The sequence below is a fragment of the Sinomonas sp. T428B genome, assembly GCF_056780155.1.
This window is the reverse complement of record NZ_JBRAZR010000001.1, coordinates 855,460-872,519: the sequence shown is the minus strand read 5'-3', so window position 1 is coordinate 872,519 and position 17,060 is coordinate 855,460. Positions and strand designations below refer to the sequence as shown.

The window sequence follows — 17,060 nt, the reverse complement described above, 5'->3', positions numbered from 1 at the left end:
CCGCAGGAGGCCAGCCGCGCCCGGTCCGGGCGCGGCCTGCAGGGGCCCAGATGGCGCCCCGGAGAGGCTCAGGTGAGCCGAGCGGAGGCGAGCGCGGCGACGATCTCCCGCACCGCCGTCGTGCCTCCCGCGGCGAACCACGTGAGCCCGTTGACCTCGACGGTGTCCGTCGTGCCCCCGGCGGCCGTCACTATCGCCTTGCCCGGGAGCCAGTCCCACTGCGGGCACGAGTGCTGGAACCAGGCCCCGATCTCGCCCGTGGCCACGCGGGCCAGGTCGCACGAGCCCGAGCCGAGGATCCGGATCGACGCCGAGGCGACGGCCGCGGCGTGCCACGGCATGGCAGAGAGCGGCTGCTCGAGCCAGCGCGGCTGGATCGACGTCGCCACGCCGGTCACGCGCAGCCGCTCCCCCGCGGGGCCGGCGAGCGGGCTCCCGTTGAGGGTGGCGGGCGTGTCCACGCCGCCGCGCCAGAGCTTGTCCTCCTCGGGCTGGTAGATCGCGCCGAGGAGCGGGGCCGGGTCGTCCTCGGCCGCCGAGGCCTCGCCGCGCAGGGCGATCGCCGAGCACCAGTAGCTCGAGCCGGTGAAGAAGTTCAGCGTGCCGTCGACGGGGTCGATGACCCACGTGCGCCCCGAGGAGGAGGCGACGGACGCGCCCTCCTCGCCGAACACGCCGTCGTCCGGGCGGCAGCGGCGCAGCTGGCCGAGCACGTACTCCTCGGCTGCCTTGTCCGCTGCCGTGACGATGTCCGAGACGGACGTCTTGCGCTCCGCGGTCAGCCCCGCGCGGCGCATCGCGAGGGCCAGACCGCCCGCGTGGCGGACGAGATCCGCGGCGAGGTCGGCATCGGAGAGCGCGGGGTCGAGGTCGGGCAGGGAGTCAAGGGGGTTCTCAGCCACAGTGCCAGCCTACCGGGGCCGGATAATGGAGGCATGTCCAAGACCCCCGCCCAGCGGGCCCGCAAGCACGGGGACCGGGCCGCCGTCGCCCCCGGGGCCCGCGCTGGCCAGCCCGCCAACCCGACCACCCGGCGCTCGCCCCAGCAGGCCGAGGGCAACGCGAAGCTCATCATCATCGCCGGGCTCGTCGCGAGCGTGTTCATGTTCTGGTACCTGCACCTGCTCACGCTCCAGCAGATGACCCAGCTCTCGGACGGGCTCGCGATGCCGGACTCCCTCATCGGGGGCTTCTCCCCCGAGTACATCGCCCAGCTCGCCGGAGTCATGGGTGCGGACGAGCTCGGCCAGCTCAACTACGTGCACAAGACTGCCGGGACGATCTTCCCGCTCGCCGCGGGCTTCACGTTCCTCCTCGTCTTCGGAACCTGGCTCAAGGCCAAGGCACAGCGGTGGGCGGCGTTCGCGCTCGTGGCCACGTTCGCCGTCGTGCGCCTGTGGGGGAACGTGGCCGTCGACACGGCCCTGGCCTCGCCCTCCGACACGGGCGCAGCCGTCCTCGCCTCGGTGCTCGTGGTGCTCGGGTGGGTGCTCCTGCTGGTCCTGCTCGTCGGGGCGGGGGCCGTGGTGCTGATCGCTCAGCGCCGGGCGCGCGCGGCCGCGCGGGAGGGCACGCCCAGGCGGTAGGCGATCACGGCGCCCGCGAGCGCGGTCCCGGCGGTGATCGGGTAGCCCATGAAACGCTCGAGGGTGCCCGGCTCCGGGACCTCCATGCGCAGCGCCCCGCCCACGAGGGTCGCCGTGAACGCGGCCGCCCCGCACAGGAGGACCGGCCAGGCCGCCGCCGTGCGGCGCAGCCACAGGATGCCCAGGACCACGAGCGCGAGCGAACCCGCGAGGAAGTACGCGCCGGCACCGACCAGGTGGACGGCCGGGACGACGTCCTGCGGGATGAGCCCGACGACCATGACGCCCGCCCCCGCGAGCCCCAGCAGGACGCGCACGGCAAGGGTCACGAGCCACGGGACGGCCGCGGCCGGGTGGCCCGCGCGGAGGGCGGCGAGCGCCGCCCGCCCGGGACGCGGGGCGCCGTCGGAGGCGCCCGCCGTCGCCAGTCCCGCGAGCGCCGCGGCGAGCCGCGCCTGCGCCCTGACCCCGGGCCCGTGGGCTGCGACCCGGAGCACCGCCGAGGTGATGAGCAGGGCCGCAAGGACCATCCCGGCGCCCTGCAGCACGAACGAGACGTTCATGAGGGCGTGCAGCGGGGAGCAGATCTCGCGGGTCCCGTGCAGCCCGCACGAGACCTGGCCGAGGTCGCTGATGAAGCCCAGCCGGCGGCTGTACGGCGTCGGCCCCGCCCACCACGCGATCACCGCGGCCTCGGCGGCGAAGAACTGGGCGACGCTCACCGCCGACCACGCGCCGAGGTACTGGCGGACGCCGTCGGTGCCGTCAGCACCCTCTGTGCCGTCCGTGCCGTCCCGGTCAGCTCCCCTGCCCTCCGCCGCGCGTGCCATTCCCCCAGACTAGCCACGTCCTGCCCGGCGCAGGCTGCACCATGGCGCTGACGGCAGCGCGGAGCCGAGGGCACCTGGGAGCCGGTATGCTTGAGCGTGCCCGGGCTTCCCGGGCGGGCCCCCGTAGCTCAGTAGGATAGAGCGGCCCTCTCCTAAAGGGCAGGCCATCGGTTCGATTCCGGTCGGGGGCACTTGTCATATCCAGTGCCGGACCTGCGCGCGTATCTCGCGGGCACGTGGGACGTCGAGCGGAGCCTCAGCGACCGCGCCACGGGCGCGCGGGGCAGCTTCGCGGGCACGGTCGCCTTCGAGCCGACGGACGACGGCGGGCTGCGGCAGAGCGAGTCGGGCACCCTGCGCTGGGGCCCGCACGAGGGGCCGGCCGAGCGCGTCTACGTGTGGGCGCCCACGGGCACGCCGGGCGCGATGGACGTCTTCTTCCCCGACGGCAGGCCGTTCCACCGCGCCAACCTTGCGGGCGGGTCCTGCGATTCGGGGCACTGGTGCTCGCCCGACGACTACCGCGTGCGCTACGAGGCCGTCGGTCCCGACGAGCTGCGCTACTCCTGGGACGTGCACGGCCCGGCCAAGGACCTCCTGCTCGAGACGACCCTCCGCCGCCTCGCCCGCCCCCGGCCCCACCCCTGACGTAGGCCCTCCCCCTGACCCAGTTGCGGGGTCACGTCCCTGCGTTGCGGGGTCACGTCCCAACGTTGCGGGGTCACCTTCCAGCGATGCGGGGTCACCTTCCAGCGATGCGGGGTCACCTTCCAGCGATGCGGGGTCACCTGAGGGCAGGGAGGATGTGATCGGTCAGGAGAGGCGCGAGGTCGGCCTCCGCCCCGGCAGCGGGATCGATCCACCGAAGCTCGGCGATCTCAGCCGCTGGATGCACCTCCGCCGGATCATGAATCCCAGGTGCACGGAAGACAGTCGCCTCGATGTCGGTGCCTGCCTCGTTTGCGGCACGGGCAATCCACACCCCCATGAGCTCGAGGTCCTCGGCGGCGACGTCGATGCCGACCTCCTCGGCGAGCTCGCGGCTCGCCGCCTCGGCCGCACTCTCTCCGGGCTCGGGCTTCCCGCCAGGATGCATGAAGCGGTCGGTGCCTCGTTTGCGGACGGTCAGGAGCCGCCCGTCCTGGGAGAAGACGCAGACGGCAGAGACGATGATGCGTTCGGCCACGACTCGAGCCTAGCCAACGAAGAGACCTCGCGTCGCTGGGACGTGACCCCGGAACGCTGGGACATGACCCCGCAACGTTGAGACGTGACCCCGGAACGCAGGGACGTGACCCCGCGTCTAGGTGGGGAGATCGGCGCCGGCCTCGTCTGCTATGGCTGACGCCTCGGCGAACTGGGTGTGGTAGAGCTCGGCGTAGCGCCCCTCGGCGGCGAGCAGCTCGCCGTGCGTTCCCCGCTCGACGATCCGCCCGTCCTCGACGACGAGGATCATGTCCGCCGCGCGGATCGTCGAGAGGCGGTGCGCGATCACGACGGCGGTGCGGCCCTCGAGCGCCTCCGTCAGCGCGGCCTGGACGGCGGCCTCATTGGTTGAGTCGAGGGCCGCGGTGGCCTCGTCGAGGATCACGACGCGCGGCGACGCGAGCAGGAGCCGGGCGATGGTGAGCCGCTGGCGCTCCCCGCCGGAGAGCCGGTAGCCGCGCTCCCCGACCACCGTCTCGAGGCCGTCGGGCAGCGAGCGGACCATCGCCTCGAGCCGCGCCCTGCGCAGGACGCCCCAGAGCTCGTGCTCGGTGGCCCCGGGGCGCGCGAGGCGGAGGTTGGCGGCGATCGACTCGTGGAAGAGGTGGCCGTCCTGGGTCACCATGCCGACCGTGGCCCGCATCGAGGCGAAGGTCGCCTCCCGCACGTCCACGCCGCCGATCCGCACGGCGCCAGAGTCGACGTCGTACAGGCGCGCGAGCAGCTGCGCGATGGTCGACTTCCCGGCGCCGGAGGAGCCCACGATCGCGACGGTCTGGCCCGGGTCCACGCGGAAGGAGATGCCGTGGAGCACCTCCTCGCCGCCCCGCGTGTCGAGGACGGCGACCTCCTCGAGGGAGGCCAGCGAGACCTTCTCGGCGCTCGGGTATGCGAAGCGCACGTCGTCGAACTCGACGCTCACGGCGCCGCCGGGCAGGGCGCGCGCGCCGGGCTTCTCCCGGATGAGCGGGGTGAGGTCGAGCACCTCGAAGACGCGCTCGAAGCTCACGAGCGCGCTCATGATCTCGACGCGCGCGTTCGAGAGGTTGGTGATGGGCGCATAGAGGCGCGTGAGCAGCAGCGCGAGCACGACGACGTCGCCCGCGGCGAGGCTGCCCCCGATCGCGAGCCAGCCGCCCACCCCGTAGACGAGCGCGAGGGCGAGGGCCGAGACGAGGGTGAGCGCCGTGATGAAGGTGTAGGTGAGCATCGAGCTGCGGATGCCGATGTCGCGCACGCGCTTGGCGCGCACGGCGAACTCGCGCGACTCCTCCTCGGGGCGGCCGAACAGCTTGATGAGGGTCGCGCCGGGTGCGGAGAAGCGCTCGGTCATCTGGGTGCTCATCGCGGCGTTGTGCGCCGAGGCCTCGCGGCGCAGGTCGGCCACGCGTGAGCCCATGCGCCGGGCCGGGACGAGGAAGACGGGCAGGAGCACGAGGGCGAGCGCCGTGACGAGCCAGGAGGTCTGGACCATGACGGCCACCGTGAGCACGAGCGCGACGGAGTTGCTCACGACGCCGCTGAGCGTCCCGGCGAAGGCGGCCTGGGCCCCGATGACGTCGTTGTTGAGCCGGCTCACGAGCGCGCCGGTCCGGGTGCGGGTGAAGAACGCGATCGGCATCTTCTGGACGTGGTCGAACACGGCGCGGCGCAGGTCCAGGATCACGCCCTCGCCGATGGTCGCCGAGAGCCAGCGCGTCAGCATCCCGAAGGCGGCATCGGCAACGGCGACGCCGGCGATGAGCAGGGCGAGGAGCACCACGGTCTCAGCGGCTTCCCGGGCCACGATCGCGTCGACGACCTTGCCGGCGAGGACGGGCGTGGCGACGGCCAGGAAGGCCGTCACGATCGAGGTCGCGACGAACGCCACGAGCCGCCCCCGGTGGGGGCGCGCGAAGGCCATGACCCTGCGGAGGGTCTCGCGGTTGAACGGATTCTGGCCGTCCTTGGCCCGCGTGATCTGGTGCAGCGAGCTCCACGCCGCGTTGTACATGCTGCTCATGAATGCTCCCGCCGAGTGGTCCGGACCGGAAATGAAAGGCCCGCCGACTCGCGATTGGGGGGTGCGCGAGCCGACGGGCTGCAACAAGCATAGGGCACGGCGCGGGCGACGTAAAATCAAGTGTGCTGCGAAACGCAGCGCCAGTATTCGAGCAGTCGGATGCCGACGGGGAGGGGGGACCGTGCCTGTGTCTGCGCTGGACTTCCGGCATTGGCTGCAGGAGCTCGCGCCCGGTTCGAGTGCCGCGGACGTGTCCCGGCTCTCGGGCGTCAAGCGGAGCACGCTCGCCCAGCAGCTCGTCCGCGGCCGCGTGGCCGAGGCGACCGTCGTCGCGGTCGCCCGCGCCTACGGGCAGAACCCCGTCCTCGGGCTCGCTCGCTTCGAGCCGTACCGCGAGCTCGCGGCGAGCGTCGCGCCGCCCACCGACGCCGAGCTGCTGAGCCAGGTGCCCACCGCCCGGTTCCTGCACGAGCTCCTCGTGCGCGGCCAGCGCGAGGGAGCCCCGGCCGGCGCCCCGGTCGGGGGCGACCTGCCGCCGCCAGAAGCCACTCCGACCGCGGGAGAGCTCACCGTCAGGCAGTGGGTCGAGGCGATCGACGACGGCGAGCTGCGCCAGCGCGTGAGCCAGGCCGCCGGGATCGCGCCGCAGAACTTCTCCGCCCAGCTCAGCGCCAACCGGCTCAGCCCCGAGCTCGCCGTGAGCACGGCCCGCGAGGCCGGCGTCGGGCTGCGCAATGGCCTCGTGGTCACGGGCCTCGTCACCCCCCGGGAGGCCGGCTGGCCGCCCGAGGCGTTTGAGCAGGCCGTGCTCCGGCTGCCCGACGCCGACCTGGCCCTCATGGCCGCGGACCGGCTCGCCGCCCTCGGCCGCGCCCTGCGCCGCGAGGAGCGGGACGTGCACGCGACGCGCCGCGTGTGGGAGCACCTCGGATGACGTGGCTCGCCTGGACGACATTCGCCGTCGCGCTCGCGCTCGCCCTCGTGCGCGTCCCCGCCGCCCTGCGCGGGGAGAACCGGCTCATGCTGGGCGTCTTCGGGCTCTTCGCGGCTGTCATCCTCCTGAGCATCGGCGGCCCCTATGTCGCGATCGATGGCCTGCTCGGCGGCATCAACCTCACGAACCTGCTGCTGCGCTTCCTCGTCTACGGCGTGTGCCTCCTGCTCGCCGTGCGCATCGCGAGGGCCTTCGCGGCGCGCAGCGCCGAGGAGGCCCTGCTCGGGCCCTGGGGGCTCGCGGCCCTCGCCGTGGTGGCGGCCGGGACGGTCCTCTCCTTCCTGCTCATGCGCGAGGCGCCCTCGAGCGTTGGCCTCTCGGCGCTCGACGGCGACCCGTGGTTCGAAATCTACGCCGCGCTCGGCAGGATCTACCCGACGTTCACGGGCGTCGTCCTGCTGCCGTCCCTCGTGCGATCCGCCCGCGGCGGCATCCGGGGAGCGCTCCGGGCAGCGGCAGCGCTTCTGGCGACGGGCTACGTGCTGCTCGCATGCACCAACACGTTCCTCGTCATGCCGCCGACGTGGGGCCTGGTCATGCAAGTCATGAACTACGGAACCCTCCTGCTCCTGTTCTCCGGCCTCGCCGTGATCTGGCTCGCCGCCGTCAGGGGCCGCCGCCGGGCTCCCCGTTCCGCGGCCTGACCGAACGCGCTTCCGGTGTAAAAAATCCACTCGTGAGCGGAACGAATTCACATATTCATTAGTCCATGCCAGAATGATGATTGTGTGAGCACGGCCTGTCAGGGGGACAGGGGTTTCTTGCATTGGGGGGATGAGTGGCGGCGGCCCGCAAGGGCCGCCACCACTCAGCCATTTAAGTCGCGGCTCAGGGGAGCCGCCGGAACCGCAGCGTCACGAGCTCGAAGGGCCGCAGCCGCAGCCTCGCCCGCCCCTCGCCCAGGTCCTCGACCGGATGCGGCGCCCCGTTGGCGAGCGGCCGCTCGAGCAGGTCCACAGACTCGACGCCGGCACATGGGAAGTCCGCGACGACCTCCGTCACGACGCGCGAACCGAGCGACTCGTAGAGCCGGACGACAACGTCGCCGCTCCCGTCCTCGGCGAGCTTGACGGCCTCGACGACGGCAGCCGGGTCAGCCACGCTGACGAGCGGCCCTACCGCGCTGCCGCCGCGGACCGTGCGCTCGGCGAGGTTGACGCGGTAGCCCTCCCGCACGGCGTCCGCGATCCCGGCACCCGGAAGGACGGTCACCGTGAAGCGGTGCGTCCCGGCGTCGGCCCCCGGATCGGGGTACTGGGGCGACTTGAGCAGCGAGAGCCGCACCGACGTCGTCGTGCCCCCGTCCCCGCGGACGGCGTGGGTCACGTCGTGGCCGTAGGTCGCGTCGTTGGCGACGGCCACGCCGTAGCCGGCCTCGCCGACGTGGATCCAGCGGTGGGCGCAGACCTCGAAGCGGGCCGCGTCCCAGGACGTGTTCTCGTGCACCGGCCGGAACACGTGCCCGAACTGGGTCTCCGCGGCGCTGCGCTCCGCCCGCACGTCGAACGGGAAGCCGAGCTTGAGCATCTTCTGCCGCTCGTGCCAGTCCACCTCGGTCTCGATCCGCAGGGACGCGGCCCCCGGCGCGAGCACGAGGCGCTGCCGCGCGCGCGAGGCGCTGAAGGAGCGATCGACCTCGAGCACCGCCTCACCGGCCGCCCCCTCGGCCGGGCGCACCGCGTCGGCCCGCGGGAAGGCCTCGACGCTGTGGCGGTAGAACCCGTCGAGGTCCCAGGCGTCCCACTCGTTGGGCGTGTCCCGGTGGAGCTCGAACAGGTTTCCCCCGGCGCCGGGGGCGATCGCCTCGCGCCCTGTTGCGGCGTCCGTGAGCGAGACGAGGAGGCCGCGCTCGTCCACCTCCGCCCGCACGATCCCGTTGTCGAGCACCCAGCGGCGGCCGCCCACCGTCGTCCGCTCCTCGAGGCGCGCGGGCGCGGCGGTGGGTACGACGGCGCCCGCGGCCAGGGCGGGCACGCCGGCGCGCTCGTGGGGCGCGGCGTTGAGGAGGAGCTCCGTCTCCCCCGGGCCAACGATGACCCGGGCGGCCTCGTCGATGAGCCGTTCGGCATCCCGGACGATCTCCCCGTAGATGCGCTCGGCGTCGCGGTGGACCCACGCGATGGCGCTCCCCGGCAGGATGTCGTGGAACTGGAGCAGGAGGGTCTGGCGCCAGAGCCGGCGAAGCTCCTCGGCGGGGTAGTCTGCGGACGCGCGCACCGCGGCGCCCGCGCACCAGAGCTCGGCCTCGCGCAGCACGTGCTCGGCGCGGCGGTTGCCGCGCTTCGTGCGGGCCTGGGCGGTGTAGGTCCCGCGGTGCTTCTCGAGGTACATCTCCCCGACCCAGACCGGCGGCGAGGCGTACTCCTGCTCCGCCTCCGCGAAGAACCGGCGGGGGGAGGCGACCTCCATCCGGGGCGAGCCCTCGAGGTCGGCCCAGCGCCGCGCGGCGGCCATCATCTCGCGCGTCGGGCCGCCGCCGCCGTCGCCATAGCCGAAGGGGATGAGCGAGAGGCTGGCCCGCCCGTGCTCGCGGAAGTTCCTCTCGGCGTGCGCGAGGTCGGCGGCGCGCAGGTCGGAGTTGTACGTGTCCGCGGGCGGGAAGTGTGTGAAGACGCGCGAGCCGTCGATCCCCTCCCACAGGAACGTGTGGTGCGGGAAGCGGTTGATCTGGTTCCACGAGATCTTCTGCGTGAGGAACCAGCGGTTCCCCGCCGAGCGTGCGATCTGCGGGAGCGCGGCGGAGTAGCCGAAGGTATCCGGCAGCCAGGTCTCCTCGCACTCGACGCCGAGCTGCTCGAGGAAGTAGCGCTTGCCCTCCAGGAACTGCCGGGCCATGGCCTCGCCGCCGGGCATGTTGGTGTCCGACTCCACCCACATCCCGCCCACGGGGATGAAGCGGCCGTCGGCGATCTTCTCCTTGATCCGGTCGAAGAGCTCGGGGTAGTCGGCCTGGATCCACGCGAACTGCTGCGCCGAGGAGCACGCGAAGACGAAGTCCGGGTCCGTGTCCATGAGGGCGACGACGCTGGAGAACGTGCGGGCGCACTTGCGCTTGGTCTCGCGCAGGGGCCAGAGCCATGCCGAGTCGATGTGCGCGTGGCCGGTGGCCACGAGCCGGTGCGCGCTGGCCGAGGCCGGCTCCGCGAGCACCTCAGCGAGCGCCTCGCGCCCCGCGGCGGCCGTGTGGGCGACGTCGTGCGGCTCCACGGCGTCCGCCATCCGCTCGAGCGCGCGCAGGATCCGGTGGCGGCGGGGACGGTCCTCGGGAAGCTCGTGCATGAGCCCGATGAGGCACTGGACATCCTGCACGAGCTCCCACACGGCCGTGTCCCGTTCGGCGAGCACGAGCTGTCCCAGCCGGTAGAGCGGCTGAGGCCCGGCCGTCTCACGGGCGCCGAGCGGCGTGGGCTGGAAGGTCCAGCCCTGCGCGATGTCCGGGTTGGCGGCCGCCTCGACGTAGAACTCGACACGGGGCCCGCCGCCGAGCAGGGCGATGGGGACGTAGTGGTTGCGCGGGTTGAGCCCCTTGACCGTGGTGCCGTCCGGCCGCCACACGAGCCCCTCGCACTGGAAGCCCGGCAGGGCGTGGCTGAAGCCGAGGTCGACGACGGCCTCCAGGTCGGTGCCGGGCCCGCCCCAGCCGGCGGGAACCTCGGCGCTGAGCCGGAGCCACGTCGTGCCCCACGCGGGACCCCAGGGGTCCCCGGCGGAGGCCGGCACGAACTCCTGGGCGAAGGCCTCCGCGGCCCTGACCGGCTCACCCGGCGCGTCCCACCGCTCGGCGGAGAGCGGGAGGGCGCGGCGGTAGATCGCGGGCTGAAGCCGCTCGCGCAGGAACCTGTCGACGCGGGCCTCGGTGATCCGCCGGTCGTCATGCACGGAATGATCCAATCAGTTGACTAACCTCTTGGCATTCCAACCTACTCCCCCGTAGGTCCCGAGCGGAACCCCCTTTCCCAACCCGTTATCCGGGCACCGAATCTGACGCGCTTTCGAGACGTCAGGGCGTGGGGAAGCGGTCGTGGCCCGCGTAGACGTTGAAGCCCGTGCCCCGGCTGAAGCCCACGAGCGTCACCCCGGACTCCTCGGCGAGCTCGACGGCGAGCGACGACGGCGCGCTCACCGCCGCGAGAACGGGGATCCCGGCCATGGCGGCCTTCTGGACGAGCTCGAACGAGGCGCGGCCGGACACCTGCAGGACCGTCCCGCTCAGCGGCAGCATGCCCTCGCGCAGCGCCCAGCCCACGACCTTGTCCACCGCGTTGTGCCGGCCCACGTCCTCGCGCACGCACAGCAGCTCGGCGCGCGCGCCGTCGTCCTCGATGCGGAACAGGCCCGCGGCGTGCACGCCGCCCGTCTTGTCGAAGAGCGCCTGCGCCTCGCGCAGGCGGTCGGGCAGGGCGGCGACGACGGCGGCGTCGAGCCGCACGCCGTCGTCCACCGGGGTGTGGTGCCCGGCCCGGCGCACGGCCTCGATCGAGTCCGTGCCGCAGATCCCGCACGAGCTCGACGTGTAGACGTTCCGCCCGATCTCCGGCACGGCCACGCCGGGGCGCAGCTGGGCCTCGACGACGTTGAACGTCTGGACGCCGTTCTCGTCCTCGCCCGCGCAGAAGCGCTCGGCGACGAGCTGCCCGGGCTCCCAGATGACGCCCTCGGAGACGAGGAAGCCAGCGACGAGGTCGAAGTCGTGCCCCGGGGTGCGCATCGTGACGCTGTAGGACATTGTCCCTGCAGGCGAGGTCAGCCGGATCTCGAGGGGCTCCTCGACCGCGAGCACATCCTCGCGGTGCCGCACCGGATGCTCGCTGCCCAGGACATAGCGGTGCACCCGACGACGCTGGCTCAGCCTGCCCACGCGTTCCTCCTAGCTCAGCTGGCCCACACGGGCCTCGTCCTCGGTGGGCACGTGCGGCTCGAAGCGGACCGTGAGCGCCTTGAACCCGGGCGTGTTCGACTCGCGGGCCACGAGGTCCCGGTGGACGAGCACGTTCGCCTCGGGGAAGTAGGCGGCCGCGCAGCCGCGCGCCGTCGGGTAGGCGATGAGCCGGAAGCGCTCGGCCCGCCGCTCCTCGCCACGGAAGACGCTCACGACGTCGACGAGCTGGCGGTCCTCGAAGCCCAGCTCCACGAGGTCCTCGGGGTGGATCAGGACGACGCGGCGGCCGTCCCGGATGCCCCGGTAGCGGTCGTCCAGACCGTAGAACGTCGTGTTGTACTGGTCGTGGCTGCGCACCGTCTGCAGGATGAGGTGCCCCTCGGGGGCCTCGAGGTACTCGAGCGGGCGCACTGAGAACTGCGCCTTGCCCTCCTCGGTGGCGAAGGTGCGCGTGTCCCGCGGCGGGTTCGGCAGCACGAAGCCGTTCTTCGTCCGGATGCGCTCGTTGAAGTCGTGGAAGCCGGGGATGACGCGGGAGATGTGGTCGCGGATGACGTCGTAGTCCTCGGCCATCGCGCGCCAGTTGACGGGGTGGTCCTCGCCGAGGGTCGCGGCCGCCATCCGGGCGACGATGACCGGCTCAGAGAGCAGGTGGTCCGAGATCGGCTCGAGCCGGCCCTGGGTCGAGTGCACGCAGGACATGGAGTCCTCGACGGAGAGGAACTGCTTCCCGCCCGGGTGCTTGTCGTCCTTGTCGGTGCGCCCGAGCGTGGGCAGGATGAGCGAGGTCCTGCCGTGCACGATGTGCGAGCGGTTGGGCTTGGTCGAGATGTGGACCGTGAGGCCCGCCTTCTGCATGCCGGCCTCGAGGCCCTCGGTCTCGGAGTTCGCCTGGGCGAAGTTGCCGCCCATCTGCACGAAGACGTCCACATCCCCGGACTCGAAGGCGTGCAGGGTCTCGGTCGAGTCGAAGCCGTGGTGCCGCGGGGAGGTGATGCCGAACTCGGCGTCGAGAGCGTCGAGCAGCCACTCCTTGGGCTTCTCCCAGATGCCCATCGTGCGGTCGCCCTGGACGTTCGAGTGGCCGCGCACGGGGCACGCGCCGGCGCCCGGCTTGCCGAAGTTGCCCTGCAGGAGCAGGAGGTTGACGATCTCGCGGATCGTGTCCACGGAGTGCGGCTGCTGCGTGACCCCGAGGGCCCAGCAGATGATCGTGCCCTTCGAGCGGGCGAGCATGCCGGCCACGTGCGAGATCTGGAGCCGCGAGAGGCCCGTGGCCCGCTCCGTCTTCTCCCAGTCGACCGTCGAGCGGGCCGCGGCATACGCCTCGAAGCCCTCGGTCTGGGACTCGATGAACGCGTGGTCCACGATCGTGCCGGGCGCGCGCTTCTCCTCCTCGAGCAGGAGGTGGCCGAGGGCCTGGAACAGCGCGAGGTCGCCGCCGACCTTGATCTGCAGGAACTCGTCGGCGATCGAGACCCCGTCGCCCACGACGCCTGCCACGGTCTGCGGGTCCTTGAAGTTCAGCAGCCCCGCCTCGGGGAGCGGGTTGACGGCGACGACCTTGCCGCCGCGGGCCTTGCAGTCGGCCAGGGCCGAGAGCATGCGGGGGTGGTTGGTGCCGGGGTTCTGTCCGACCACGAACACGAGCTCGGCCTGGTGGATGTCCTCGAGCGAGACCGTGCCCTTGCCGATGCCGATCGTGGGGTTGAGTGCCGAGCCGGAGGACTCGTGGCACATGTTGGAGCAGTCGGGCAGGTTGTTCGTGCCGACGCTGCGGGCGAAGAGCTGGTACATGAACGCGGTCTCGTTCGCCGTGCGGCCCGACGTGTAGAAGACGCAGCGGTCCGGGGTCGAGGCCCGGATGTGCTCGCCGATGAGCTCGAAGGCGTCGGTCCACGAGATGCGGCGGTAGCGGTCGTCGCCGGGGCGCAGGACGACGGGCTCGGTGAGCCGCCCCTGCTTGCTGAGCCAGTAGTCGGTCTTGTCCCGAAGGCTCTCGATGGGATGCGCCTCCCACCACTCGGGGGTCACGGCGGAGACGGAGGCCTCCTCGGCCACGGCCTTGGCGCCGTTCTCGCAGAACTCAGCCGCCTTGCGCCGCCCGTCGGACTCCGGCCACGCGCAGCCTGGGCAGTCGAAGCCGCCACGCTGGTTGAGGCGCAGGAGCGCCCGGGCCGTGCGGGCGGGACCGGCCTGCTCGAGCCCGCGTTGGAGCGCAACCGTCACCGCCTTCACCCCTGCCGCGGCGGTCTCAGGGGCCTCGACGTGCAGAAGATCCTCGTTGATGTCCGTCACCGGCGAGTTGTGAGTCATGCAACCAATCGTGCTATGTGGAACAAATCTTGGGTAGGGGGTTCCACGATGCGGGCGTCCCCCTGCCATCCTCAGCCATCGAGTGCGCTCCAGTCCACAGGGTCCTTCGAGGCGACCGAGCGCCGCTTCGCCCTGCCCTGTCCCGCCGCGCCGGACGACGGCGCGGCGAGAGGCCGCCCCCATGGGAGCGGCAGGCACGGGACGGGCTCGCCCAGCTCGGCCCCGTGCGGCGGGACGACCATGAAGCCATCCGCCGAGGCCAGCCCGCGCAGCATCCCCGAGCCGACGCCCGTCGCCGGCGAGGCCATGCCGTAGACCCGCCGGAACGGGATCACCCGGGTGCGCTTGAGCTCGGGCTCGAACACCTCGCCGCTGGGAAGCTCGACGGCGGCGAGCGGCTCGCGCCCCGACAGGGCCGCGAGCAGCGGCTCGCCGACGGTGATGAGCCCCACGATGGCCGCGAGGGGGTTCCCCGGGAGGCCGAGGAAGAACCGGCCGTCCGGCAGCTCGGCGAGGACCGTGGGGTGGCCGGGGCGCATCGCGACGCCGTCGACGAGGAGGCGCCCGCCCATCGCGGCGACGGTCTCCCGGAAGTAGTCGGTGCCGCCCTTGCCCGTCCCGCCGGTGGTGATGACGACGTCGGGTGGTGCCGCCTCTTGGTCTGCGTCCTGCGCTGTGTCCTGCTCCGCGAGAGCGGCCGCCCACTCCTGAGCACCGTCGCCGATCTTCTCGTGTCCCACGAGGATGCCGCCGTAGGCCTCGAGCAGCGGCGGGATGAGGAAGCTGAAGACGTCCCGCACGCGGCCCGGACCCGGCAGCCCGCTCTCCTCGACCTCCCCGCCGGTGCGGACGAGGGTCACGAGGGGCCGGCCCGTGACCCGGAGCGTGTCGTAGCCAGCGAGGGCGGCCAGGGCCACCTGCGCGGGCCCGAGCACGGTCCCCGCCGGCAGCAGGGTCTCGCCCTCCTTGGCCTCCTGGCCCGCGGGGCGGATGTCGGCGCCGCCCCCCGGGGACCCGGGGGGCGCGCCCGGCCCGGTCCGCAGGTGCGGGAGACCGTCCTCGTCGGGTACAACCTCGCCGCGCTCGCGGCGCAGGACGGCGCGCGTGCCCGGCGGCAGGGCTCCGCCGGTGACGATCGGGCTCGCCTGGTGCGCGCTGAGCGGCTCGCCCGGCTCGGCGAGGATCCAGGGGCCGGTGCCGCTCACGGCCCAGCCGTCCATCGCCGAGGATGCGTAGTGCGGCATGTCGCGCAGGGCGGTCAGGTCCTCGGCGAGCGTGCGGCCCGCGGCGCGGGCGAGCGGGACCTCGGACGGCGGGAGCGGACCGGCCGCGCGGGCGGCGGCCTCGCGCGCCTCGGCCCAGGTGTGCTCGAGCGCGTGGTGGTGGGAGTCGGCCGCGTCGGAGCCGGCCGTCATCCCTCGGTCCCGGCCGCCCCGTGTGCCTTCGCGAGGCTCAGGGCGGCCTGTATCGCAGACTCCATGGCGGGCCCCTCCTCGGCTCGCCCGCTGCCGACGGCGAGCCCGGCCGCGTAGGCGGCGATGAACGTCGTCAGCGGGGCGGCGGGGCGGACCACCCGGTGGGCGGCGACGCCGGCGAGGCCGAGGATCGCGCCGATGTCGATCTGCACGTCCTGCAGTCCGAGCTCGTCGAGGAGCCGGTCGCTCCACGAGCGCAGGAGCGCGTCCTGGTCCGCGGTGTCGTTCGGGCGCGCGGCGCCTGCCGCGCCTGCGCCGTCGGCGCGCGCAGCATCGTCCGCAGGGCCTGCGCCTGTCGAAGGCTCGCTCATCGGGGGTCCTCTCGCCGTGCCGCGGCCCCCGGCGACTCCGGGCGGCCGATGCCCCAGCGCTCGGCGGCCTCCCAGGTGTCGACGTCGTCGGACAGACCCGGCGGCAGCGGCAGGGGCAGCAGGTCAAGATTAGCAACGAGGTCGCGCAGCGGGCGGTCGGCGAGGCCGCCGCGGGCCGTCAGCGCGCCGACGACCCGCTCGAGGGCCTCGCGCCGATAGAGCGCGAGCAGCGGCTGCGTGCGGCCCGACTCGTCCCGGCCCACGATCCCGTCCGCGGCCGGATCCGCCTCCGCGGCCTCGAGGAGGAGGGCCACGGCCTCGGCCGCGCGGGGCAGGTCCGCCGCGAGCAGCGCCGTCCACGGTCCGCCGTCGGGGCCCGCGCCCGCTGCGGCGAGGGCGGCGAGCCCCGAGCCGAGGGCTGCGAGCGGGCCGCCGTAGCGCGGTTCCTCGAGCGCGTAGACGACGCGCCGGGGACCGGTTCCGGGGCCCGGCACGGCCCGCGGCCCGCCGGGCTCCCCGGGCCCGGGGCCGACGACGACGGCCATCCGGGCAGCGCGCACCGCACCGAGGGCGCGGTCGAGGAGGGTCGTGCCGGCGTAGTCGAGCTGAGGCTTGGGGTATCCGCCGAGGCGGGTGGCGCGGCCGCCCGCGAGCACGACGGCGTCGAACTCCAGACTCAGAGCGCCGCCGGCGCCAGAAGCCTTCTGGGGGTCCGCCGGGCTCAGGCTGCAGACTCCGGGGCGAGGAAGGGGCTCCACTGCTCGACGGGCTTCTCGAGCTCCTTGATCTGCCAGAACGTCCCGGCCGGCGGCCCGGGCGTGAAGCGCAGCTTCCAGCCCATCTCGGACGGGGTGTGGTCGCCCTTGACGTTGTTGCAGCGGAGGCAGCAGGCCACGAGGTTCTCCCACGAGTCCGCTCCCCCGCGTGAGCGGGGCAGGACGTGGTCCACCGTGTGGGCCGCCTTGCCGCAGTACGCGCATGTGTGCCCGTCGCGACGGAGCACCCCCCGTCTCGTGACGGCGGTGGCGTAGGTTCGACGGGGCCTGATGTAGCGGTTCAGCAGGATCACTGACGGGCGGCTCAGCACCTCGCGCGGTCCGACAACTGGATCGTCGTCTTCCGCGACAATGCTCGCCTTGCCGGCGAGCACGAGCACAAGCGCCCGGCGGAAGGTGACCACCGCGAGCGGTTCATAGCCTGCATTCAGAACGAGTGTGCGCATGCGCGTTCCTCTTAACGGCCGCACCCGGTCAGGGGCACAGGGCCGGCTGCCCTGTGCGTAGCCGGGCTGGATCGACTCTTCCAGCCTACTGAACCCGTCAACCGCCCATCGAACACGGGGCCCGGGAGCGCCAAGGTGTCGGCGAACATTCACGTGCCGGACACCTGCGGCGCTGCGCCCCCGGAACGCACAGGACGCCCCCTCCGCCAGGCGGAGGGGGCGTCCTGTGCAGTGCTATC

15 protein-coding genes and 1 tRNA gene are annotated in these 17,060 nt (G+C 73.0%); 5 read left to right on the top strand and 11 right to left on the bottom strand.

Annotated elements, in window-relative coordinates; genetic code table 11:
- Positions 1-68: 68 nt before the first annotated feature.
- Complete coding sequence (locus ACUYMY_RS04110) at positions 69-902, bottom strand: inositol monophosphatase family protein (RefSeq protein WP_481702354.1); 834 nt, start codon at positions 900-902, stop codon at positions 69-71.
- A 33-nt stretch (positions 903-935) separates the two neighbouring features.
- Between ACUYMY_RS04110 and ACUYMY_RS04105 the strand changes: the two genes are divergently transcribed.
- Entirely contained in the window at positions 936-1,586 is a 651-nt protein-coding gene (locus ACUYMY_RS04105; RefSeq protein WP_481702353.1) for a hypothetical protein, read from the top strand.
- Here ACUYMY_RS04105 and ACUYMY_RS04100 read toward each other — a convergent pair.
- Positions 1,538-2,416 (bottom strand): DUF998 domain-containing protein, encoded by an 879-nt coding sequence (locus tag ACUYMY_RS04100; RefSeq protein ID WP_481702352.1) that lies wholly within the window; start codon positions 2,414-2,416, stop codon positions 1,538-1,540. The genes ACUYMY_RS04105 and ACUYMY_RS04100 overlap by 49 nt on opposite strands.
- A gap of 117 nt (positions 2,417-2,533) precedes the next feature.
- Between ACUYMY_RS04100 and ACUYMY_RS04095 the strand changes: the two genes are divergently transcribed.
- Positions 2,534-2,607, top strand: a tRNA-Arg gene (locus ACUYMY_RS04095).
- Between the two features lies 1 nt (position 2,608).
- Positions 2,609-3,064, top strand: a complete 456-nt coding sequence (locus tag ACUYMY_RS04090; RefSeq protein ID WP_481702351.1) for a DUF6314 family protein — start codon at positions 2,609-2,611, stop codon at positions 3,062-3,064.
- A gap of 136 nt (positions 3,065-3,200) precedes the next feature.
- Here ACUYMY_RS04090 and ACUYMY_RS04085 read toward each other — a convergent pair whose 3' ends face one another.
- Together ACUYMY_RS04085 and ACUYMY_RS04080 are read right to left on the bottom strand one after the other, a co-directional pair.
- Complete coding sequence (locus ACUYMY_RS04085; protein WP_481702350.1) at positions 3,201-3,602, bottom strand: NUDIX hydrolase; 402 nt, start codon at positions 3,600-3,602, stop codon at positions 3,201-3,203.
- A 117-nt stretch (positions 3,603-3,719) separates the two neighbouring features.
- The gene (locus ACUYMY_RS04080) at positions 3,720-5,624 is read right to left on the bottom strand and encodes an ABC transporter ATP-binding protein (protein WP_481702349.1); all 1,905 of its coding nucleotides are present in this window, start codon (positions 5,622-5,624) and stop codon (positions 3,720-3,722) included.
- Positions 5,625-5,805: 181 nt separating this feature from the next.
- On the opposite strand from ACUYMY_RS04080, the gene ACUYMY_RS04075 reads away from it, so the two are divergent.
- Positions 5,806-6,558: a hypothetical protein gene (locus ACUYMY_RS04075; protein ID WP_481702348.1), complete on the top strand. Its 753-nt coding sequence runs from the start codon at positions 5,806-5,808 to the stop codon at positions 6,556-6,558.
- A complete protein-coding gene (locus ACUYMY_RS04070; protein ID WP_481702347.1) occupies positions 6,555-7,262 on the top strand; it encodes a hypothetical protein in 708 nt (235 codons plus the stop codon). Before ACUYMY_RS04075 ends, ACUYMY_RS04070 begins: the two co-directional genes overlap by 4 nt.
- Before the next feature lie 184 nt (positions 7,263-7,446).
- Here the strand turns inward: ACUYMY_RS04070 and ACUYMY_RS04065 are convergent, their stop codons facing one another.
- The 7 genes from ACUYMY_RS04065 to ACUYMY_RS04035 form a co-directional block, all read right to left on the bottom strand.
- The gene (locus tag ACUYMY_RS04065) at positions 7,447-10,497 is read right to left on the bottom strand and encodes an alpha-mannosidase (protein WP_481702346.1); all 3,051 of its coding nucleotides are present in this window, start codon (positions 10,495-10,497) and stop codon (positions 7,447-7,449) included.
- 121 nt (positions 10,498-10,618) lie between these two features.
- On the bottom strand, positions 10,619-11,476 hold the full coding sequence (fdhD, locus tag ACUYMY_RS04060) for a formate dehydrogenase accessory sulfurtransferase FdhD (protein ID WP_481702345.1): 858 nt from the start codon (positions 11,474-11,476) through the stop codon (positions 10,619-10,621).
- 9 nt (positions 11,477-11,485) lie between these two features.
- Entirely contained in the window at positions 11,486-13,813 is a 2,328-nt protein-coding gene (locus ACUYMY_RS04055) for an FdhF/YdeP family oxidoreductase (protein ID WP_481702344.1), read from the bottom strand.
- A 71-nt stretch (positions 13,814-13,884) separates the two neighbouring features.
- Positions 13,885-15,228: a molybdopterin molybdotransferase MoeA gene (locus tag ACUYMY_RS04050; RefSeq protein WP_481702343.1), complete on the bottom strand. Its 1,344-nt coding sequence runs from the start codon at positions 15,226-15,228 to the stop codon at positions 13,885-13,887.
- Positions 15,225-15,599: a DUF6457 domain-containing protein gene (locus ACUYMY_RS04045; RefSeq protein WP_481702342.1), complete on the bottom strand. Its 375-nt coding sequence runs from the start codon at positions 15,597-15,599 to the stop codon at positions 15,225-15,227. Before ACUYMY_RS04045 ends, ACUYMY_RS04050 begins: the two co-directional genes overlap by 4 nt.
- Positions 15,596-16,357, bottom strand: a complete 762-nt coding sequence (gene mobA, locus ACUYMY_RS04040; RefSeq protein ID WP_481702341.1) for a molybdenum cofactor guanylyltransferase — start codon at positions 16,355-16,357, stop codon at positions 15,596-15,598. The genes ACUYMY_RS04045 and mobA overlap by 4 nt, the downstream gene beginning before the upstream one ends.
- Positions 16,321-16,821, bottom strand: coding sequence for an HNH endonuclease (locus tag ACUYMY_RS04035; protein ID WP_481702340.1), 501 nt, complete (start codon positions 16,819-16,821; stop codon positions 16,321-16,323). Before ACUYMY_RS04035 ends, mobA begins: the two co-directional genes overlap by 37 nt.
- Between the last annotated feature and the right edge of the window lie 239 nt (positions 16,822-17,060).